Origin of the sequence: Caballeronia sp. LZ028 (assembly GCF_031451415.1) — a bacterium.
GTDB lineage: Bacteria > Pseudomonadota > Gammaproteobacteria > Burkholderiales > Burkholderiaceae > Caballeronia > Caballeronia zhejiangensis.
Genome location: NZ_JARUXN010000001.1, coordinates 2,188,828 through 2,209,878 on the forward strand (window position 1 = coordinate 2,188,828; position 21,051 = coordinate 2,209,878).

Genomic DNA, 21,051 nt, shown 5'->3' on the forward strand with positions numbered 1-21,051 from the left:
GTGTCTCTTGTTTTTTTAGCGTTTAGCGCGCCATCCAGTAGCGCGCGTGGCTTTGCCGGTAGCGCTCGAACGTAATCTGCGAACCGATTTCGATACGCGCCGCGCCGTCTTCGTCGCTGCGCGAAAGCACGATGTCGCGCATCCGGTAGCGCGCGAAAACGGTCGGATGCGGATGATGAAAACGGTTGCGATAGCCTACCTGAAATATCGCGGCCAACGGCCCGACAGAATCGAGGAAAGGCTCGGTGGACGAAGTGCGGCTGCCGTGATGCGGCACGATGAGCACATCGGCGCGCAGGTCTGACGCGTCGCGCGCGATCAGCATGCGTTCGACGTCCGCTTCGATATCGGCGGCGAAGAGCGCCGAGCGTCCCGCCGCGTTCGTCACCTTGAGCACGCACGACTGCCGATTCGGCTTGCCCGAAAGCGGTCCCGGCTCGGGCCACAGCATTCGGAATTCGACGCCGTCCCACGTCCAGCGCTGCCCCGCCGCGCAACGCAGCGTCTGCGCGCCGCGTGCGCGCGCATCGGACCACGACGCGTCCTGCGCGGGCAGCGACGCGAGCAGTTGCCGCACGGCGATCGATTGCAGCACCGCCGGCGCGCCGCCCGCGTGATCCGAATCGGAATGGCTGATGACGAGCGCATCGAGCGCGCGCACGCCCGCAGCCTGCAGATACGGCACCACGATCCGCTCGCCCGCATGCGTCGATTCGGGACCGGGACCGGCGTCGAAGAGCAACGTGTGCCGCGCCGTTTCGACGACGAGCGCCGAGCCCTGGCCGATATCGAGCGCGGTGACGCGAAACGCGCCGACCGGCGCGGGATGCATCGCGGGCGCGAGCAGCGGCAGCCACGTCAGCGGCGCGGCGAAGCGCAACGGCCAGCCGCGCGGCGCGAGCGCCCATGCGACGCCGACGCACGATGCCGCGAGCGCGAACGCATCCGGCCGGGGCAAAAGCCAGAGCGACGCGGGCGCGGCATTCGCGAGACGCGCGAGCATGTCGCAGAGCACGGACAACGCGGCATGGGCGACGTGAAGCATCGGCGCATCGAGCGGTGCGGGAAGCATGAGACCGGCGAGCGTCGCGGGCGTCACGAGCGCGCTGATCCACGGAATCGCGAACGCATTCGCGAGCGGACCGAGCAGCGGAATCTGCGAGAACCAGTAGACGGTGAGCGGCGCGAGCGCGATCGTCACCGCGTACTGCACACGCGCGCTCGACGCGATATACCGCCGCGCGCGCGCGGCGAACCGCGCGACGATCGCGAGCGGCCTGCGCTTCGCGACATGTTGCGGACGATGACCGACTTCGCTCGGATCGACGCGATCCCATTGATCGACGTCGTCCTGTTCTTCCGTTTGCGCCCGCGACGCGCGACGTCCCGCCGACGCGATCGCATGCAGAATCGCCGCCACCGCGCAGAACGACAGCCAGAATCCCGGCGCTGTCACCGCCCACGGATCCGCGATCAGCACGAACGCGAGCGCCCAAAGCAGCACGAGCGACGACGACGGCCGTCGTCCGAAGAAAAACGCGAGCGCAACGACCAGCAGCATCCACAGCGTGCGTTGCGCGGGCACGTTGAAACCAGCGAGCGCGGCATAGCACGCAGCGAACACGGTCGCGCCGATGGCCGCCGCTTTCGGCGTGGCCGCGATCAACGGCGCGCTCAGGCCGCGCAAGCGCACGCGCTTCCACACGAATCCGACGATCAACGCCGCCAGCCCCGCGACGAAGCCGATATGCAAGCCCGATATCGCAACGAGATGACTCGTGCCGGTCGCGCGCATGACGGTCCAGTCGGCATCGCTGACGGCGTCCTGCGCGCCCACCGCGAGCGCGACGATGATCCCGCGATGCGGCGCATCGCCGAGCACGGTCTCGATGCGTTCGCGTGCGCGCGCACGCAGCCGGTCGATCGTCAGCCGCGGACCCGACGCATCGGCGTGCAAACGGCGCGGCTCGCGTGCTGCCGATACATAACCCGTCGCGCGAATGCCGCGTTCGAGCAGCGTTGCTTCGGCATCGCGCAGACCGAAGTTGGCGTTGGCATGCGGACGCTCCAAACGCGCCATCAAGCTCCATCGCTCGCCGGCGTGCAGGTTCGGAACATGATCGCCCGACATCCAAAGCAAGCGCACGACGCGCGGAAAGTCATGCAATTTCGCGCCGTTGGCCTCGACTTCGAAGAGAAAGCGCGTACCGTCGGCGCGTCGCTCGGGCATGCCGCGCACGAAACCCGTCAGTTCGATGTCGCGCTGCTCGTAGCGTGCTGGCAATTGTTCGCGCAGCCGCAGATCCGCGCGTATCGCCGCATACGCGAAACCCAGCGCGCAAGCAGCCAGCGCGAAGCTCGCGATGCGCGCACGCGGCTCGATCGCGCCCGACGCAATCGCGATGACGAACGCCGTGCAGCACGCGCACCACGCGATGACATCCGGCAAGCGAGCCTGCTGCTGCAACCACCAGACACCCAATGCAAATCCCAGCAGAATCGCCCGCACATCTTCCCTCTTCGTTCCTCGTCACGGCGAACGCATGCAGCCGATGCGTCCATCGAAACGATTATGAAGAGGCGAGCGCGAGCCGTGGGAGCGCAGCGTGAGCGTTAGCCGTTGTGCCTAGGGAAAGCACGTTTTCGTCGATGCCGCGCAGTTGCGCGAGCACTTGCGCGATGCGCGCGACCTGGTCCGGCGTGTTGCGTTGCTTGTAGCGCCAGGACGGCGCGATGTCGGGCGCATCGGTTTCGAGCACGATCGCGTCGAGCGGCAGCTCCGTCGCGAGCCGGCGGATCTGCAGCGCGCGCTCGAACGTGAGATTGCCGCCGAAGCCGAGATGCATGCCTTGCGCGATGAACGCCTCGGCCTGCTGGAAACTGCCGTTGAACGCATGCGCGATGCCGCGATGAATGTCGTGCGCGCGCAAGCCCTTCAGCACCTTGTCCTGCGACTTGCGCACATGACAGATGACCGGCAGATCGAACTCGCGCGCGAGCTTCAGTTGCTCGTTGTAGAAGAACTGCTGGCGGGCGTCGTCGAGCGTCGGCACGAAGTAATCCAGCCCGATTTCGCCGATGCCCACAAAGCGCGGATCGTCCATGCTCGCTTCGATTTCCTCGCGCAGCGTGCGCAGGTCGTCTTCGTGCGCGCCCGGCGTGAAGAGCGGATGAATGCCGAGCGCGTACGCGCCGCCTTCGATGCGATGCGCCAGCGCCCGCACCGTGTCGAAGTTGAAGCGCCCGACGCCCGGAATCACGATGCGCGTCACGAGCGCATCGAGCGCGGCATCGGCGACGGCATCGCGGTCGGCATCGAATTCGCCGGCATCCAGATGACAGTGCGTATCGATCCACATGGCGGCCTCCGCGCGTCGCGAAAGATTCAGACCGGCACGACCGGCTCTTCGTGCAGCACGCCGTCGCGCAGGCGCAGGATGCGGTCGCAGCGCGCGGCGAGATCGGGATCGTGCGTGACGATCACAAAGCTCGTCTCGAGCGTGCGCGACAGCTCCAGCATCAGGTTGAAGACGGTATCGGCGGTGCCGCCGTCGAGATTGCCGGTGGGTTCGTCGGCGAGCACGCATGCGGGATGCGTGACGAGCGCCCGCGCGATCGCCACGCGCTGACGCTCGCCGCCCGACAATTCGCCCGGCCGATGCTTCGCCCGATGCCCGATGCCCACGCGCTCCAGCATGACGAGCGCTTCCTTGCGCGCGTCTTCCTCGGGCATGCGGCGGATGCGCAGCGGCATCGCGACGTTGTCGAGCGCCGTGAATTCCGGCAGCAGATGATGGAACTGATACACGAAACCGAGCGCGCGATTGCGCAGCTCGTTGCGTTCCTTTTCCTTCAGTTCGGTGAACGGCTTGCCGAGCAGCGAGACCTTGCCCGCGCTCGGTTCGTCGAGCCCGCCGAGCACATGCAGCAGCGTGCTTTTACCCGAGCCCGATGCGCCGACGATCGCGAGCTTTTCGCCCTTCATCACGTCGAGTTGCGCGTTGTTGAGCACCTGCACGTTGAAGCCGCCCTGCACGAACGTCTTCGAAATCGCCGATGCCCGCAGCACGATGTTGTTGGCCGGAATCAGATCACTCATAGCGCAGCGCCTCCGCCGGACGAACCTTCGCGCCGCGCCAGCTCGGATAGAGCGTGGCGAGCGACGACAACAAAAATGCGATGACGCCGATCTTGACGACATCGCCCGGCACGAGCTCAGACGGCAGTTCGCTGATGAAATACACCGAGGACGGCAGGAACTGCACGTTGAAAAGATGCTCGATCATCGGCACGAGCCATGGAATGCTCCACGCGATCAGACAGCCGAGCGTCACGCCGAGGGCCGTGCCGATGAAGCCGATCGTCACGCCCTGCACGACGAATATCTTCATGATCGAGCCCGGCTGCGCGCCGAGCGTGCGCAGAATGGCGATATCGGCCTGCTTGTCGGTGACGGTCATCACGAGCGACGACACGAGATTGAACGCCGCTACCGCGATGATCAGCGTGAGGATGATGAACATCATGCGTTTCTCGATCTGCACGGCGGAGAACCACGTCTTGTTCTGTTGCGTCCAGTCGCGAATGTACAGATCGCCCGACAGCGTGCCCGCGAGCTGGCGCGCGACTTCGGGCGCGCGCTGCATGTCCTTCAGGCGCAGGCGCACGCCGGTCGGCGCGGGCAGGCGAAAGAGCGCTTCGGCATCGCGGATTTCGATGAGCGCGAGCGTCGAATCGTATTCGTAGTGCCCCGACTCGAAAACGCCGACGACGGTGAACTGCTTGAGGCGCGGCATCATGCCGGCCGGCGTGATGGTGCCTTCGGGCGCGACGAGCGTGATCTTGTCGCCCCGCGTCACGCCGAGGTTGGCCGCGAGATCCTTGCCGAGCACGATGCCGAACTCGCCCGGCTTCAGGTCCGTGAGCTTGCCCGCGCGCATTTCCTTGCCGATGTCGGACACTTCCGGCTCGAGCGTGGGCTCCACGCCGCGCAGCGCGACGCCGCTCACGGCGCCCTGACGCGTGAGCAGCGCCTGCGCTTCGACATAAGGCGCGGCGCCGATCACTTCCGGATTGCGCTTCGCTTCCTGCGCGGTCAGTTGCCAGTCGGGCATGGAGCCCGTCGGCGAGAAGATTTCGACGTGCGCGAGCACCGACAGCATGCGGTCGCGCACTTCCTTCTGGAAGCCGTTCATGACCGACAGCACGACGATCAGCGCGGCGACGCCGAGCGCGATGCCCGCCATCGAAACGAGCGCGATGAAGGAGATGAAGCCGTTGCCCGTGGTGCGTTTGCTGGCGCGCGTGTAGCGCCAGCCGATCTGCCATTCGTACGGAAGTTTCAAGCGATTCCTTTCTGCTGCTGTTCCAGCGTTGTTGAGTCCGGTGAAGCAAATTTGCGAAAGTTTGCCATATGTCGCGAAAGCCACGCACTGGCAGCCTTCGTCCGCGAGGCGGGAACGGCGCGCCGAGCCTGATCGGAGAAGGCGCTTTGCCCTACAATGCCGAGCATCATGCCCGTTCATCATCTCCATCTCCTGTTGCCGTTCGCCCTGCCTTCGGCCGCGGACGCCGCCACCGCCCTGCACGGACTGGAGAGCGCGGCGCTCGACAAGCTGCTCGCCCGCGCCACGCTCGAAGAACGCGTCATTGGCGAGGATTTTCAGCGCACGCTGCCGCACGAACGCTGGATCGCGCGCCGCTTCGGCGCGGTGACGCCCGCCGATCAGCGCTATGCCGACGACGCCCCGCTCGCGCCCTTCATGCTGCTCGCCGACGGCGGCACGCCCGGCGATGCGCTCTGGGCCTGCATCGAGCCGGTTCATGTCCGTATCGCGCACGATCATCTCGTATTGATCGATCCCGACACGCTCGGCGTGCACACGGAAGAAGCGCGCGCCCTGCTCCAGACCGCGCGGCCGGTGATCGAAGCGCTCGGCGTGACGCTGCAAGCGCCGACGCCATTACGCTGGTACGTGTCGGGTGAAGCGCTGGGCGCGCTCGCGGGCGCATCGCCGTTGCGCGCGACCGGGCGCAACATCGAAATCTGGCTGCCGCACGAGGCCCGCACCGGCGATCGCTCCCGCGCGTGGATGAAGCTGCAGAACGAAGTGCAGATGGCATGGTTCGAACATCCGCTGAATCTGGAACGCGAATCGCGCGGCCTGCCTGCGATCAATTCGATCTGGCTCCACGGACAAGGCGCGATGCGGCCCGTGCAAAGCCCGTTCGCGCGCGTGATGTCCGATGCGGCCGCGACGCGCGGTCTCGCGCTCGCTTCCGGCGTGAAGCCGTCGATGCCGCCGGCGTCGTTTGCATCGCTCTCGATAGACGACGCGCAGGACGCGACGCTCGTCGAGCTCGATGCGTTCTCCGCGCCGTTCATCGAACAGGATTGGGCGCGCTGGAACGATGCGCTCAAGGCGCTGGAAAACGCGTGGTTCGCGCCCGCGCTGCAGGCGCTTCTCGACGGCTCGCTCGGCCGCCTGAGTCTCACGCTTTGCGGCGATACCGGCTCGGTCACGCTCTCGGTCACGCGCGCCGATCTGCGCAAGTTCTGGCGGCGCCGTCCGATCGCGGCGCTCTTCATCGAATAAGGCACTTTGCAATGACGCGAATCGTTACGCGCGCTTCTTCTCCCGCCGATGCCGAAGCGCTGATGCGCCACGGCCTGCATCCCGTCATCGCGCGTCTTTACGCATCGCGCGGCGTGACTTCTCCCGATGAAGTCGAAACCGAATTCAAGCGCCTGCACGCGCCCGCCGGCCTGAAAGGCTGCGACGCCGCCGCCGTCGTGCTCGCCGATGCGCTCGTCTCGGGACAGCGCATGCTCGTCGTCGCGGACTATGATTGCGACGGCGCGACCGCATGCGCCGTCGCCGTGCGCGGGCTGCGGATGTTCGGCGCGAACATCGACTATCTGGTTCCGAACCGCTTCGAATACGGCTACGGGCTGACGCCGGAAATCGTCGAGCTGGCGTCGCGTTCGAAGAGCGGCCTGCCCGATCTGCTCATCACGGTCGATAACGGCATCGCGAGCGTCGATGGCGTCGCGGCGGCGAACGCGCTCGGCATCGACGTGCTCGTCACCGATCATCACCTGCCCGGCGACGAGCTGCCCGCCGCGCGCGCGATCGTCAATCCGAATCAGCCGGGCTGCGCGTTTCCGAGCAAGTGCATCGCGGGTGTCGGCGTCATGTTCTACGTGCTGCTCGCGTTGCGCGCGGAGTTGCGGCGGCGCGGCGCTTATGCCGATGGCACACCCGAGCCGCGTCTCGATGGCCTGCTCGATCTCGTCGCGCTCGGCACCGTCGCCGATGTCGTGAAGCTCGACTGCAACAACCGCATTCTTGTCGCGCAAGGCCTGAAGCGGATTCGCTCGGGCCGCATGCAGCCGGGCATCGCCGCGCTCTTTCGCGCCGCCGGCCGCGATGCGCGCGCGGCGTCGGGTTTCGATCTCGGCTTTGCACTCGGGCCGCGCCTCAACGCGGCGGGACGGCTGTCGGACATGTCGCTCGGCATCGAATGCCTGACGACCGACGATGTCGGCCGCGCCTGGGAGCTCGCGCAGCAACTCGATTCGATGAACCGCGAGCGTCGCGAAATCGAAGCCGGCATGCAGCAGCAGGCGCTCGCCGAATTGCAGACGATCGATCCGGGCGAGCGCGCCACGCTCACGCTCTACGACGCGAGCTGGCATCAGGGCGTGATCGGCATTGTCGCGGGGCGGCTGAAGGAGCGGTTTCATCGGCCATCGTTCACGTTCGCGCACGCCGACGACAGCGGCACGCTCAGCAAGGGCTCCGGCCGCTCCATTCCGGGCTTTCATCTGCGCGACGCCGTCGATCTGATCGCCAAACGCGAGCCCGGCCTCATCCACAAGTTCGGCGGACACGCAATGGCCGCGGGCCTGACGCTTTCCACCGCCGACATCCCGCGCTTCACCGCCGCGTTCGAAGCGATCGGGCGCGAATGGCTGACGGCCGAAGCGCTGTCGCGCACCGTCGAAACCGATGGCGAACTCGAAGACGCGTACTTCACGCCGCAATTCGTCGAAATGCTCGACGCCGCCGTCTGGGGACAGGGCTTTCCCGCGCCGACCTTCTCCGGCGAGTTCGAAGTCGCGTCGCAGGCGCTCGTGAAGGACAAGCATCTGAAGCTGTCACTGTTGCGCGGGCGGCAGCGTTTCAACGCGATCTGGTTCAACCACGTCGATCCGCTACCGCCGCGCGCGACCGTCGCGTACCGGCTCGTCAGCGATTCGTGGAACGGCGTCGCGCGGGTGCAGCTGATCGTGGAGCACGCGGGCTGAGCGGCCCGCCGCGCACCCCGAAGGCCGGGGAAACCCTGTCGATCGGCTATAATTTCATCTTTTTACGAAGCCGAAGATCGACAATGGAAGCGGAACGTCTCAACGCGATCGAAAGCCTTCTGGCCGACCTGCGCCGCCGCGCGGGCGAGCTACGGGGGTATCTTTGACTACGACGCCAAGTCCGCGCGTCTAGCCGAAGTCAATAAGGAACTCGAAGACCCGAACGTCTGGAACGACTCGAAGAACGCCCAGGCGCTCGGTCGCGAAAAGAAGCTGCTCGACGGCGTGGTCTCCGCACTCACCGCCCTCGACAACGACCTGCGCGACGCGGACGAACTGTTCGGCATGGCGCGCGAGGAAAACGACGAGGACACGCTCGTCGCATCCGAATCCGATGCGGATGCGCTGCGCCTGCGCGTCGAAGACATGGAATTCCGCCGGATGTTCTCGAACCCGGCCGACCCGAACAACTGCTTCATCGACATCCAGGCGGGCGCGGGCGGCACCGAAGCGTGCGACTGGGCGTCCATGCTGCTGCGCCAGTACCTGCGCTACTGCGAACGCAAGGGCTTCAAGACCGAAGTGCTCGAAGAGTCCGAAGGCGACGTCGCGGGCATCAAGAGCGCGACGATCAAGGTCGAGGGCGAATACGCATACGGCTATCTGCGCACCGAAACCGGCATTCACCGCCTCGTGCGCAAGTCGCCGTTCGACTCGTCGGGTGGGCGTCACACGTCGTTTTCGTCGGTGTTCGTGTATCCGGAAATCGACGATTCGATCGAGATCGAGATCAATCCCGCCGATATCCGCACGGACACGTATCGCGCATCCGGCGCGGGCGGCCAGCACATCAACAAGACCGACTCCGCCGTGCGACTCACGCACGCGCCGACGGGCATCGTCGTGCAGTGCCAGAACGACCGTTCGCAGCACCGCAATCGCGCGGAAGCCATGCAAATGCTCAAGGCGCGTCTCTACGAATTCGAGATGCGCAAGCGTCAGGCCGAGCAAGACAAGCTCGAATCGAGCAAGACCGACGTGGGCTGGGGCCATCAGATCCGCTCCTACGTGCTCGACCAGAGCCGCGTGAAGGACTTGCGCACCAACGTGGAAATGAGCAACACGCGCGCCGTGCTCGACGGCGACCTCGACGACTTCATCAGCGCGAGTCTGAAACAGGGCGTTTAATTCGCCGACGCGGGTATCGACTTCGATATCCGCGTTTTCAATTCAGCCCGCCTCGCATCAAAAAGCCACAATCATCATGACCGAACCGATTCAACCGGGCGCCGCTCCCGAACTGGAAGAGAACCAGATCATCGCCGAGCGACGCGACAAGCTGCGCGCGATGCGCGAGCAAGGCATCGCCTATCCGAACGACTTCCGCCCGACGCATCAGGCCGCCGCGCTGCAGAGCGACTACGCCGAAACGGATAAAGACGCGCTCGAAGCGAATCCCCTGCCCGTCGCGATCGCCGGCCGGATGATGTTGAAGCGCGTGATGGGCAAGGCGAGCTTCGCGACGGTTCAGGATGGCAGCGGCCAGATCCAGTTCTTCGTGACGCCCGCGGACGTCGGCGCCGAAACCTACGACGCATTCAAGAAGTGGGATCTGGGCGATATCGTCGCCGCCAAGGGCGTGCTGTTCCGCACGAACAAGGGCGAGCTGTCGGTGCGCTGCACGGAGTTGCGTCTGCTCTCGAAGGCGCTGCGTCCGCTGCCGGACAAGTTCCACGGCCTCGCCGATCAGGAAACGCGCTATCGCCAGCGCTATGTCGATCTGATCGTCACGCCGGAATCGCGCAAGACCTTCATGGCGCGCACGAAAGCCGTCACGTCGATCCGCAATTTCATGGCGCAGGCGAGCTTCATGGAAGTCGAAACGCCGATGCTCCACCCCATTCCCGGCGGCGCGGCGGCCAAGCCGTTCACCACGCATCACAACGCGCTCGACATGCAAATGTTCCTGCGCATCGCGCCCGAGCTGTATCTGAAGCGGCTGATCGTCGGCGGTTTCGAGCGCGTGTTCGAGATCAACCGTAACTTCCGGAACGAAGGCGTGTCGCCGCGTCACAATCCGGAGTTCACGATGATGGAGTTCTACGCCGCGTACACCGATTACCGCTGGCTGATGGACTTCACCGAGCAACTGATCCGCCAGGCCGCGATCGATGCGCTCGGCACCGCCACCATCACGTATCAGGGGCGCGAGCTTGATTTGAGCAAGCCGTTCCATCGTCTGACGATCAATCAGGCGATTCAGAAGTACGCGCCGCAATACACCGACGCGCAGTTGTCCGATGCCGCGTTCCTGCGCACGGAACTGAAGAAGTTCGGTGTGGATACGACGCAGCCCGCGTTCCTCAACGCCGGTCTCGGTTCGCTGCAGCTCGCGCTGTTCGAAGAGACGGCTGAATCGCAATTGTGGGAGCCGACGTACATTGTCGATTATCCGATCGAAGTGTCGCCGCTCGCGCGTGCGTCGGATTCGGTGCCGGGCATCACCGAGCGTTTCGAGCTCTTTATCACGGGCCGCGAAATCGCCAACGGCTTCTCGGAGCTGAACGATCCGGAAGATCAGGCCGCGCGCTTCCAGAAGCAGGTCGACCAGAAGGACGCCGGCGACGAAGAAGCGATGTACTTCGACGCCGATTACATCCGCGCGCTCGAATACGGCATGCCGCCGACGGGCGGTTGCGGCATCGGCATCGACCGTCTGGTGATGCTGCTGACCGACAGCCCGAGTATTCGCGACGTGATTCTGTTCCCGCATCTGCGTCGCGAGGACTGAGCTTTCGCCTCGGTTTTCAGCGAAAAAAGCGCGCCTTTCGAGGCGCGTTTTTTTTCGATGGAACGATCGTTGTTGTAACCGCTGGTAAAAATTTCAAGCCGTATTCGGCCCGGAAGGGCGCAGAGCCGCGAGCCATCGCGATTGGCATTGCTCCTGCTTTCCTCGAAAGAGACAAGCTCCGCGAATTTGTTACACGCCGAAAAAGCGGAAAGTCGGCGCGTCCCCGAGAATGGGCGTGATCGCCGACATCGGTAGCGGCAGTTCGCCTCGAAACGGAGGTTCGATAATGGATAACGGAACCAGCAAACTCAGCACGTCACCCTCTTCCGGCAGCGCTCAGCCGCCGCAGCGGCGTCTGCATCCGCTCATCGCCACGGCGGCGGGCGCGGTCATCGTCGCGAGCCTCGTGGCTACCGCCGCGATGACGGGACTGTTCCCGAGGGCATCGAGCAATTCCTCGCAAAACCCGCAGACACAGACGGCGGCGGTCGCGCAGCAGCCAGTAGTCGATTCCGCCGCGCCGAGCCCGGCGCAGCAGCAAGCCGCCGCTCAACAGCAGGCGGCGCAGCAACAAGCCGCCCAGCAACAGCAAGCGGCACAGCAGCAGGCGCAACCGGCCCCGGCGCAGCCACGACCCGCGCAGCCATCGTATGCGCAGCAACCGCCGCAGCATCCGGCGTATTGCTCGACGTGCGGCACCGTCGAGTCGATTTCAGCCGTCAAGCATGAAGGCCGCGGCACCGGCATCGGCGCGGTCGGCGGCGCGGTGGCGGGCGGCGTCGTTGGCAATCAGTTCGGCCGTGGCGGCGGGCGCACGGCGATGACGCTGCTCGGCGCGCTCGGCGGCGGTCTGGCCGGCAATTCGGTCGAAAAGCATATCCGCAGCGAAACCGATTACTCGGTGCACGTGCGGATGGAAAACGGCAAGACTCGGACCTTCACGTACAAGAATCCGCCGCCGTTCCAGCAAGGCGAGCGCGTGCATATTCAGAACGGCACGCTGGTCGCGGGTTGATCGGCGCGCAAAAAGCAAAAAGGCGGCGAACCTCATCGGTTGCCGCCTTTTTTGTTTGAAAGCGTCGAGGCCTAGTGTTCCCGCTGCGAACTGCGCGCGGGATTCGGCCGTCCGCGCATCGCAAGATAGCCCCACCAGATATAGCCCGAGAAGCCGTACAGCACGAACAGGCAGAACAGCATGACCGGCGGATCCGACGACACCAGTACGAACGCCACCACGATCAGCAACACGCCCGCGAACGGCACGCGATAGCGCACGTCGAGCGCCTTGCCGCTGTAGAACGGCGCGTTCGATACCATCGTCACGCCGGCGTAGATGGTCAGCGCAAACGCGACCCACGGCAGCCACACGAGCTTGAGCGGCACGCGATTGTCGGTCGCGAGCCAGACGAAACCGGCGATCAGCGCAGCCGCGGCGGGTGACGGCAAGCCCTGGAAGTACCGCTTGTCGACCACGCCGACGTTCGTATTGAAGCGCGCGAGCCGCAGCGCCGCGCCCGAGCAGTAGACGAACGCGGCGAGCCAGCCCCAGCGCCCGAGATCCTTCAACACCCATTCGTACATGACGAGCGCCGGCGCGACGCCGAACGACACCATGTCCGAAAGGCTGTCGAACTGCTCGCCGAACGCGCTCTGCGTGTGCGTCATGCGCGCGACGCGTCCGTCCATGCCATCGAGCACCATCGCGACGAAAATGGCGATGGCCGCGATCTCGAAACGCACGTTCATCGCCTGAACGACGGCGAAGAAGCCGCAAAAAAGCGCGGCCGTGGTGAACGCGTTGGGCAGCAGGTAAATGCCGCGTTTTCTGAGGAACTGCTGCCGCTTCGCGCGCCGCGTCTCCACGGCGCCGACGTCCTGCGCGGCCTTGTTGCGGCGGAACGCGCGCGGAGGCGTCGCGTTCGCGCGATTACGGCGCGGTTTGAATGCCGCCATCGAATCCTCCGCGTTATTCCGCGAATTCGGCGAGGATCGTCGACGAAGCCGAAACCTTCTCGCCGATCGACACGCGCGGCCGGCTGCCAACCGGCAGATACACGTCGACACGCGAGCCGAAGCGAATGAAGCCGTAGCGCTGGCCGCGCGTGAGCGGCTCGCCCACATGCACGTAGCAGAGAATGCGTCGCGCGATGAGGCCCGCGATCTGCACCGACGTCACGGTATGCCCGCCCGCCGTCTGCAGCACGACCGCGTTGCGCTCGTTCTCGGTCGACGCTTTATCGACGGCCGCGTTCAAATACGCGCCCGGAAAGTACTGCACCTTCGTGATGGCGCCGTCCACCGGCGAGCGCTGCGAGTGTACGTTGAACACGTTCATGAACACGCTGATCTTGAGCGCTTCGCGGCCCACGTACGGATCGTGCGCGGTTTCGACCGCGACGATGCGGCCATCCGCCGGACACAGCACCGCGTTGGGCTGGGTCGGAATCGGGCGGGCCGGATCGCGGAAGAACTGGACGACGAAAATCACGATCAGCCAGAAGATCCAGGCGAAGCCAAAGCCGCCGATCGCCTGCACGAGGATGGCGACGACAGCCGCGATGGCGATGAACGGCCAGCCTTCGCGGGCAATGATCGGATGAGGATAGTTCATGAACGAGTTCTGTGTTTTATAAAAACCGTAGGATAGCAAAAGCCGCCCGGCGCACAGGGCATCCGGGCGGCTTTCGATGCAGCAAAAAGCGTGACTAGCGAAAGATTTAGTTCTTCGACTGGTCGACGAGCTTGTTCTTCGCGATCCACGGCATCATCGCGCGCAGCTTCTCGCCGACTTGCTCGATCTGATGCTCCGAAGTCAGACGGCGGCGCGATTGCAGCGTCGGCGCACCCGCGCGGTTCTCGATGATGAAGCTCTTCGCGTATTCGCCCGTCTGGATGTCCTTCAGCACGGCCTTCATCGCCTTCTTCGTCTCTTCCGTGACGATGCGCGGACCCGTCACGTATTCGCCATATTCGGCGTTGTTCGAGATCGAGTAGTTCATGTTGGCGATGCCGCCTTCGTAGATCAGGTCGACGATCAGCTTCAGTTCGTGCAGGCACTCGAAGTACGCCATTTCCGGCGCGTAGCCCGCTTCCACCAGCGTTTCGAAGCCGGCCTTGATCAGGTCGACGGTGCCGCCGCACAGCACGGCCTGCTCGCCGAACAGGTCCGTTTCGGTTTCTTCACGGAAGTTCGTTTCGATGATGCCCGCGCGGCCGCCGCCGTTCGCCACCGCATACGACAGCGCCACGTCGCGCGCGGAGCCGGACTTGTCCTGCGCCACGGCGACCAGGTGCGGCACGCCGCCGCCTTGTGTGTACGTGTTGCGCACGGTGTGGCCCGGCGCCTTCGGCGCGATCATGATGACGTCCAGATCGGCGCGCGGGATCACCTGACCGTAGTGCACGTTGAAGCCGTGCGCAAACGCGAGCGCCGCGCCCTGCTTGGCGTTGTCATGCACTTCGTTCTTGTAGACTTCAGCGATCTGCTCGTCCGGCAGCAGCATCATGACCACGTCCGCGCCCCTCACGGCTTCGGCCACTTCCTTCACCTTGAGGCCCGCGTTCTCGGCCTTGCTCCACGATGCGCCGCCCTTACGCAGGCCGACCGTCACGTTCACGCCGCTTTCCTTCAGGTTGAGCGCGTGTGCATGGCCTTGCGAGCCATAACCGATGATGGTGACTTGCTTGCCCTTGATGAGGGAGAGGTCGGCGTCCTTGTCGTAGAAAACTTTCATGGTGGTTCCTTGATCGTGCGTTGAATTTGGTTGCGCTACTTTGCTTCGTTTTGACCGGAAAGGCGTCAGACCTTGAGAATCCGCTCGCCCCGGCCGATGCCTGAGCTGCCCGTGCGAACCGTTTCGAGGATCGCCGTGGCGTCGAGCGCCTGGATGAACGCGTCGAGCTTGTCGGACGCGCCCGTCAGTTCCATCGTGTAGGTCTTCTCAGTCACGTCGATGATGCGGCCGCGGAAGATATCCGCCATGCGCTTCATTTCTTCGCGTTCCTTGCCGACCGCCCTTACCTTAATGAGCATCAGCTCGCGCTCGATGTGGGCGCCCTCTGTCAGGTCGACCACTTTCACCACCTCGATCAGGCGGTTCAGGTGCTTCGTGATCTGTTCGATCACGTCGTCCGAGCCAATGGAGACGATGGTCAGCCGCGACAGCGAACTGTCTTCGGTCGGCGCCACCGTCAGCGTTTCGATGTTATAGCCGCGTGCCGAAAAGAGCCCGACGACGCGCGATAACGCGCCCGGTTCGTTCTCCAGCAAAACGGAGATGATGTGTTTCATTGTCTTTTCCCGAATGTGTCCAGAAGAGGCGTTCGTCCGAAAAACCCGCGCGCGTCACATGTCCTTTGTGAAGACAGGCGCGCGCGGGCCTCGCGAGTCGAAGCCGCGTTATAGATCCTCAGACCCGAGCAGCATTTCCGTGATGCCTTTGCCTGCCTGCACCATCGGGAATACGTTTTCGGTGGGATCGGTCTGGAAGTCGAGAAATACGGTGCGATCCTTCAGGCGCAGCGCTTCCTTCAGCGCCGGCTCGACGTCCGCGGTCTTTTCGACGCGAATGCCGACGTGACCGTACGCCTCAGCGAGCTTCACGAAGTCGGGCAGCGCGTCCATGTACGAACTGGAATAGCGCTTCTTGTATTCGATCTGCTGCCACTGGCGCACCATGCCGAGATAGCGGTTGTTCAGCGAGATGATCTTGACGGGCGTGTTGTACTGCTTGCACGTCGAGAGCTCCTGAATGCACATCTGGATCGAGCCTTCGCCCGTGATGCAGACCACTTCGTCGTCCGGATAGGCCATCTTCACGCCCATCGCCGCCGGCAGGCCGAAGCCCATCGTGCCGAGACCGCCCGAGTTGATCCAGCGGCGCGGCTTGTTGAACGGATAGAACTGCGCCGCCCACATCTGATGCTGGCCGACATCGGAACACACGAACGCGTTGCCGTCGGTCAGTTCCCAGAGCTTTTCGACGACGTACTGCGGCTTGATGATCTCGCTCTTGCGGTCGTAGGACAGGCAATCCTTCGAGCGCCAGCCTTCGATCTCGTCCCACCACTTCGCGAGCGCCTGCGTGTCCGGGCCGTGCTCGGCGTGCTGAAGCTGCTCGATGAGCTCCTTGAGCACTTCCTTCACGTCGCCGACGATGGGGATATCCACCTTCACGCGCTTGGAAATGGACGACGGGTCGACGTCGATATGGATGATCTTGCGCGGCGACGACGCGAAGTGCTTCGGATCGCCGATCACGCGGTCGTCGAAGCGCGCGCCGATGGCGATCAGCACGTCGCAGTTCTGCATCGCCATGTTGGCTTCGTACGTGCCGTGCATGCCGAGCATGCCGAGGAACTTCTTGTCCGATGCGCGATAGCCGCCGAGGCCCATCAGCGTGTTGGTGACGGGATAGCCGAGCAGATCGGCGAACTGGTTCAGCTCGCGCGATGCGTCGGCGAGGATGATGCCGCCGCCGGTATAGATGTACGGGCGCTTCGCCGACAGCAGAAGCTGCACCGCCTTGCGGATCTGGCCCGAATGGCCCTTCGTGACCGGATTGTACGAACGCAGCGACACGCTCTTGACCGGCTCGTACTTGCACGGCGCCTTCGACACGTCCTTCGGAATGTCGATCAGCACCGGGCCGGGACGGCCGGTACGCGCGATGTAGAACGCTTTCTTGACGGTCTCGGCCAAGTCGCGCACGTCCTTCACGAGGAAGTTGTGCTTCACGCATGGACGCGTGATGCCGACGGTGTCGCACTCCTGGAATGCGTCGAGACCGATGGCCGCGGTCGGAACCTGCCCGCTGATGACGACGAGCGGAATCGAATCCATGTAGGCCGTGGCGATGCCGGTGACGGCATTGGTGACGCCCGGGCCCGAGGTCACGAGACACACGCCGACGTTGCCGGTCGAGCGCGAATACGCGTCGGCGGCGTGCACGGCGGCCTGCTCGTGGCGCACGAGAATGTGCTGAATCTGGTCTTGCTTGTACAGCTCGTCGTAGATGTAGAGTACCGAGCCGCCGGGATAGCCCCAAATGAACTCGACGTTCTCATCGGCCAATGCGCGCATGAGCACGGTGGCGCCGATGGAGTCAGCTTCGTGAGGAGGAGTCGTATCCGACGTGGAGAATTCCGCGCTGGGCATGTTCATTCATCACCTTTCGAATTTTCGGCAAAAAATTGATCGGGTGCTCTCTGCCGGGCTTGTGGCTCGGGTTCAAGCGGCGCGTCTAGGTTTGACTGGCGTGCTTCTTGGGCTCGCCTCAAAGCAGACATTTCACTGATGATGCGAGTCAGAAAATGTAACAGCGGCGCGCGCGGGCGGTCAAGCAAAAAGTTACCGAACGCGGCGTGCGCGCTGATTTTGCGCCGTTGCGGTGCGAAAGTTCCTTTACGGGGAGCGGCTGTCCGGGGCGCATTCGACCGGTCGAGTGCAGGCGGCAAATGGCAACAAAAGCTCTCATCCGCTCCGGATGCGGCGAAACTTTGCTAGGATTCGCAGGTTTTCCTAGAACTCCACGATCCTCATCGACGCAACTTCGGACGCAGCTTCGTTGCGCCGGGTCCCCAACGGATGGCATCAGACAAGGAACTCGCCGACTTCCTGGCGGGCGTCGAAAGACGCGCGTTCAAGCAAACCGTGTACACCGTTCGCGACGACGACGCGGCGCTCGACATCGTGCAGGACGCGATGATCAAGCTGGCGGAAAAATACGGCGACCGGCCTGCATCCGAGCTTCCCCTTTTATTCCAGCGTATCCTTCAGAACGCGACGCATGATTATTTCCGTCGCCAGAAGGTGCGCAACACCTGGGTCAGCCTGTTTTCGTCCTTCGGCAATGCGGACGACGACGAATTCGACCCGCTCGAAACCCTCGAATCCGAGGACGGCGCGGCGAGCAGCGAGAGCAGCGAAAACCGTCTGGAGCGCGAGCAGGTATTGAATCTGATCGACGCCGAAATCCAGAAACTGCCCGCGCGTCAACGAGAAGCTTTTCTCATGCGTTACTGGGAGGATATGGATGTCGCCGAGACGGCCGCCGCGATGGGATGCTCCGAGGGTAGCGTGAAGACGCACTGTTCACGCGCTACGCATGCACTCGCGCAAGCCCTGAAAGCCAAAGGGATCACGCTATGAGTTCCACTCTTGAAACGAAGGAAAACGAGTTCGCGCTGAAAGTCGTGCGCGCACTCGATGAAAGCACGTCGAACATTCCGGCTGCCGCCGTCGACCGGCTGCGCGATGCGCGCCGCGCCGCGATCGCGCGCAAGAAGCCGGAGAAGGTGGCCGTCGCGATGACCGCGCCCGCCTTCGCTCCGGCGTTCGCCGGAGGCACGCTCGACGCGGGCGGCGCCGATAACGGCCGCGGCGCAAAAGGGCTGCTCGCGCGGCTCGGCGGCCTCGGACTCGCGTGGCCGCTCGCGGCGCTCGTCATCGGGATTGCGGGCATCGCGTATTGGGAAGATCAGCAGCGCAAGGCGGAACTGGCCGACATCGACGCGGCCATGATGAGCGACAGCCTGCCCATCGACGCCTATCTGGATCACGGTTTCAACGCGTATCTGACGCGCAATCATTAAGCACTGAAAACAGCGGGGGAATTTCCGGGTGAGTTACAAGCGCGGTCTCGCGATTGTCTTTAGTTGCGCGATTGCGGGTCTGGTTGCGTTCGCCGCGACTTATCCGCGCTTTTATTCCACCGCCGCAGCGCCGTCGTCCGCCGCCGCGCCGAGCGGCAGTTCCGGCACGCCCGCCGATTCGAACGCATCGCCGCTCGCGGCGCTGTCGTCCGACAGCCCGATCTCCTGGAGTCATCTCACCGAAGCGCAGCACGTTGCGCTCGCGCCCTTCGCCACGCAGTGGGACTCGTTCTCCGACGAGCGCAAGAAAAAGTGGCTCAGGATCGCGTCGCGGTTCCATCGGATGTCGCCCGACGCGCAGAAGCATCTGCATCAGCGCATGGAAGAATGGGTGCGGCTCACGCCCGACCAGCGCAAGGTCGCGCGCGAGAACTATCAGGTTTCGAAGTCGGTGCCGCTCGAAAAGCGCGAGAAGGCGTGGGACGCGTATCAGAAGCTCTCCGAAGAACAGAAGAAAAAGCTGGCCGCGAGCGAGCACACGCGCCGTCCGACAATCGTTTCCGCGCCGCCCACCGGCAAGACGGAAGTGAAGGACATCAACCGGCTCGTCGCGGCGCGCGAGCAGGGACACGTCGGCGGCCACGCGGACGGCAGTTCGGCGGCGGCGGCCGCGCCGGCAGTGCCCGTTTCCGGCGCGCCGGCGCAACCCGCCATTCCGAACGCGGCGAGCATCGTGCCGGCCACGCCGATTCCGGTATCGCCGCAGCAGGCGCCTTCGATGTACAACGGCTCGTGAGCGCGCAGCCGGCAGTGGCCACCGTCGATCCGATGCGCGCGCCCACACTGCGCCGCCGGCTCGCGACGATGCTCTACGAAGGCGTCATTCTCTTCGGCGTCGTGTTCCTCGCCGGTTATCTCTTCAGCACGCTCACGCAGCAACGCAACGGCCTCACGCATCACAACTGGCTGATGTCGTGGATCGGCATCGTCCTCGCGGCTTACTTCGTGTATTTCTGGACGCACGGCGGCCAGACCCTGCCGATGAAAACCTGGCGCCTCAAACTCGTCGATGCGCGCGGGCAACCCGTCAAACCCGCCCGCGCGCTCGCGCGCTACGCGCTCGCGTGGCTGTGGTTCCTGCCGCCGCTCGCGCTGCACCCGCTCTTCTCGCTCGCCGTGCCGCAGACGCTCGCCGTCTTCGCCGCGTGGGTCGCGCTGTGGGCCGCCGCCGTGTGGCTCGATCCGGCGCGTCAATTTCTCCATGACCGCCTCGCCGGCACGCGCATCGTTCCCGCGCAATCCGTTGTCAAGTAATAAGAACTTCTCGTGACTGTCACGGCTCGGTCACGGCCGGAAGGCGTAATGCGCATACCGAAACCCGATGCGCGAGCCAATGGCCTTCAACTCGTCCGCCCGACCGGCAATCGACCCGACCTCTTCCTTCAGCTTCAGCAATAACGAACTGCGCACCGGTCCCTTCGCGCTGCGATCGGAGTCCACGGAATCGTTCGGGTCCGAATCCGCGTCGCCGGGCCAGCACGACGGCATCGCCGATTCTGGCGGAGAGCCGCATCGATACCGCACGATCTGGCTGTCCGATATCCACCTCGGCTCGGGCGGCTGCCAGGCGCCGTATCTGCTCGATTTCCTGCGGCACCACGAGTCGGAGTATCTGTATCTCGTCGGCGACATCATCGACGGATGGCAGCTTCGCAAAGGCTGGTTCTGGCCGCAGGCGCACAACGACGTCGTGCAGAAAATCCTGCGCAAGGCGCGAAAGGGCACGCAGGTCGTGTACATCCCGGGCAATCACGACGAAGCGGCGCGCCAGTTCTGCGATCTCGCGTTCGGCGACATCCACGTTCGCGGCGAAGCCTTTCACACGACGCTCGCGGGCAAGCGTCTATGGATCGTGCACGGCGATCTCTTCGATGGCGTGATCCAGCACGCCAAATGGCTCGCCTATCTCGGCGACACCGCCTACACGATGATCCTGCTGCTCAACCGCTGGTTCAATCGCGTGCGCACGAAGCTCGGCTTCAACTACTGGTCGCTGTCGCAATACCTGAAGCATCAGGTCAAGAACGCGGTGAACTTCATCTCGCAGTTCGAGCGCGTGATGACCGACGAAGCGCGCCGCCGCGGCTGCGACGGCGTCGTGTGCGGGCACATCCACAAGGCCGAAATCCGCGACATCGACGGCATTCTCTACTGCAACGACGGCGACTGGGTAGAGAGTCTCTCGGCGCTCGTCGAAACCTACGACGGCGAACTGAAAATCGTCTACTGGACGGTGATGCGCTCGCCGGAAGCGCGCCCGGCGAAAGCACGCGCGACCGTCTGACCACGAACGAAC

At 64.3% G+C, this 21,051-nt stretch carries 19 protein-coding genes; 10 read left to right on the top strand and 9 right to left on the bottom strand.

Annotated features, from left to right (window positions below):
* Window positions 1-22: 22 nt before the first annotated feature.
* The 4 genes from QCE58_RS10370 to QCE58_RS10385 form a co-directional block, all read right to left on the bottom strand.
* Window positions 23-2,509 carry a DNA internalization-related competence protein ComEC/Rec2 gene (locus QCE58_RS10370; RefSeq protein ID WP_250521199.1) on the bottom strand — a complete coding sequence of 829 codons (2,487 nt, stop codon included), beginning with the start codon at window positions 2,507-2,509 and terminating at the stop codon, window positions 23-25.
* Window positions 2,510-2,570: 61 nt separating this feature from the next.
* Window positions 2,571-3,359, bottom strand: coding sequence for a TatD family hydrolase (locus tag QCE58_RS10375; RefSeq protein WP_250521200.1), 789 nt, complete (start codon window positions 3,357-3,359; stop codon window positions 2,571-2,573).
* A gap of 26 nt (window positions 3,360-3,385) precedes the next feature.
* Window positions 3,386-4,099: a lipoprotein-releasing ABC transporter ATP-binding protein LolD gene (gene lolD / locus QCE58_RS10380; protein ID WP_008341887.1), complete on the bottom strand. Its 714-nt coding sequence runs from the start codon at window positions 4,097-4,099 to the stop codon at window positions 3,386-3,388.
* Window positions 4,092-5,345, bottom strand: a complete 1,254-nt coding sequence (locus tag QCE58_RS10385; RefSeq protein WP_033535777.1) for a lipoprotein-releasing ABC transporter permease subunit — start codon at window positions 5,343-5,345, stop codon at window positions 4,092-4,094. Before QCE58_RS10385 ends, lolD begins: the two co-directional genes overlap by 8 nt.
* A gap of 156 nt (window positions 5,346-5,501) precedes the next feature.
* Between QCE58_RS10385 and QCE58_RS10390 the strand changes: the two genes are divergently transcribed.
* The 5 genes from QCE58_RS10390 (at window position 5,502) to QCE58_RS10410 (ending at window position 12,117) form a co-directional block, all read left to right on the top strand.
* Window positions 5,502-6,596, top strand: coding sequence for a regulator (locus QCE58_RS10390; RefSeq protein ID WP_250521201.1), 1,095 nt, complete (start codon window positions 5,502-5,504; stop codon window positions 6,594-6,596).
* An 11-nt stretch (window positions 6,597-6,607) separates the two neighbouring features.
* A complete protein-coding gene (recJ, locus tag QCE58_RS10395; protein WP_008341891.1) occupies window positions 6,608-8,311 on the top strand; it encodes a single-stranded-DNA-specific exonuclease RecJ in 1,704 nt (567 codons plus the stop codon).
* Between the two features lie 83 nt (window positions 8,312-8,394).
* A protein-coding gene (gene prfB, locus QCE58_RS10400; RefSeq protein ID WP_144403574.1) for a peptide chain release factor 2 occupies window positions 8,395-9,499 on the top strand; the annotation gives its coding sequence in 2 pieces (ribosomal slippage) (window positions 8,395-8,475 and window positions 8,477-9,499; 1,104 coding nt in all).
* Window positions 9,500-9,575: 76 nt separating this feature from the next.
* Window positions 9,576-11,102, top strand: coding sequence for a lysine--tRNA ligase (lysS, locus tag QCE58_RS10405; RefSeq protein ID WP_244807434.1), 1,527 nt, complete (start codon window positions 9,576-9,578; stop codon window positions 11,100-11,102).
* Window positions 11,103-11,388: 286 nt separating this feature from the next.
* A complete protein-coding gene (locus QCE58_RS10410) occupies window positions 11,389-12,117 on the top strand; it encodes a glycine zipper 2TM domain-containing protein (protein ID WP_250507411.1) in 729 nt (242 codons plus the stop codon).
* 71 nt (window positions 12,118-12,188) lie between these two features.
* Here QCE58_RS10410 and pssA read toward each other — a convergent pair whose 3' ends face one another.
* The 5 genes from pssA to QCE58_RS10435 all read right to left on the bottom strand — a co-directional run bounded on the left by pssA (window position 12,189) and on the right by QCE58_RS10435 (window position 17,265).
* The gene (gene pssA / locus QCE58_RS10415) at window positions 12,189-13,055 is read right to left on the bottom strand and encodes a CDP-diacylglycerol--serine O-phosphatidyltransferase (RefSeq protein WP_034473055.1); all 867 of its coding nucleotides are present in this window, start codon (window positions 13,053-13,055) and stop codon (window positions 12,189-12,191) included.
* A gap of 13 nt (window positions 13,056-13,068) precedes the next feature.
* Complete coding sequence (locus QCE58_RS10420) at window positions 13,069-13,713, bottom strand: phosphatidylserine decarboxylase (protein ID WP_034473054.1); 645 nt, start codon at window positions 13,711-13,713, stop codon at window positions 13,069-13,071.
* A 106-nt stretch (window positions 13,714-13,819) separates the two neighbouring features.
* Window positions 13,820-14,836 carry a ketol-acid reductoisomerase gene (gene ilvC / locus QCE58_RS10425; RefSeq protein WP_250521202.1) on the bottom strand — a complete coding sequence of 339 codons (1,017 nt, stop codon included), beginning with the start codon at window positions 14,834-14,836 and terminating at the stop codon, window positions 13,820-13,822.
* A gap of 65 nt (window positions 14,837-14,901) precedes the next feature.
* Window positions 14,902-15,393 (bottom strand): acetolactate synthase small subunit, encoded by a 492-nt coding sequence (gene ilvN / locus QCE58_RS10430; RefSeq protein WP_008341906.1) that lies wholly within the window; start codon window positions 15,391-15,393, stop codon window positions 14,902-14,904.
* Window positions 15,394-15,501: 108 nt separating this feature from the next.
* Complete coding sequence (locus tag QCE58_RS10435) at window positions 15,502-17,265, bottom strand: acetolactate synthase 3 catalytic subunit (RefSeq protein WP_008341907.1); 1,764 nt, start codon at window positions 17,263-17,265, stop codon at window positions 15,502-15,504.
* Window positions 17,266-17,688: 423 nt separating this feature from the next.
* On the opposite strand from QCE58_RS10435, the gene QCE58_RS10440 reads away from it, so the two are divergent.
* The 5 genes from QCE58_RS10440 to QCE58_RS10460 all read left to right on the top strand — a co-directional run bounded on the left by QCE58_RS10440 (window position 17,689) and on the right by QCE58_RS10460 (window position 21,039).
* Window positions 17,689-18,252: an RNA polymerase sigma factor gene (locus QCE58_RS10440; protein ID WP_244807436.1), complete on the top strand. Its 564-nt coding sequence runs from the start codon at window positions 17,689-17,691 to the stop codon at window positions 18,250-18,252.
* Window positions 18,249-18,695, top strand: coding sequence for a DUF3619 family protein (locus QCE58_RS10445; RefSeq protein ID WP_175982714.1), 447 nt, complete (start codon window positions 18,249-18,251; stop codon window positions 18,693-18,695). The genes QCE58_RS10440 and QCE58_RS10445 overlap by 4 nt, the downstream gene beginning before the upstream one ends.
* Before the next feature lie 28 nt (window positions 18,696-18,723).
* The gene (locus tag QCE58_RS10450) at window positions 18,724-19,491 is read left to right on the top strand and encodes a DUF3106 domain-containing protein (RefSeq protein ID WP_250439961.1); all 768 of its coding nucleotides are present in this window, start codon (window positions 18,724-18,726) and stop codon (window positions 19,489-19,491) included.
* A complete protein-coding gene (locus tag QCE58_RS10455) occupies window positions 19,488-20,009 on the top strand; it encodes an RDD family protein (RefSeq protein ID WP_008341911.1) in 522 nt (173 codons plus the stop codon). The genes QCE58_RS10450 and QCE58_RS10455 overlap by 4 nt, the downstream gene beginning before the upstream one ends.
* A gap of 67 nt (window positions 20,010-20,076) precedes the next feature.
* Entirely contained in the window at window positions 20,077-21,039 is a 963-nt protein-coding gene (locus QCE58_RS10460; protein ID WP_250521203.1) for a UDP-2,3-diacylglucosamine diphosphatase, read from the top strand.
* Window positions 21,040-21,051: the final 12 nt, after the last annotated feature.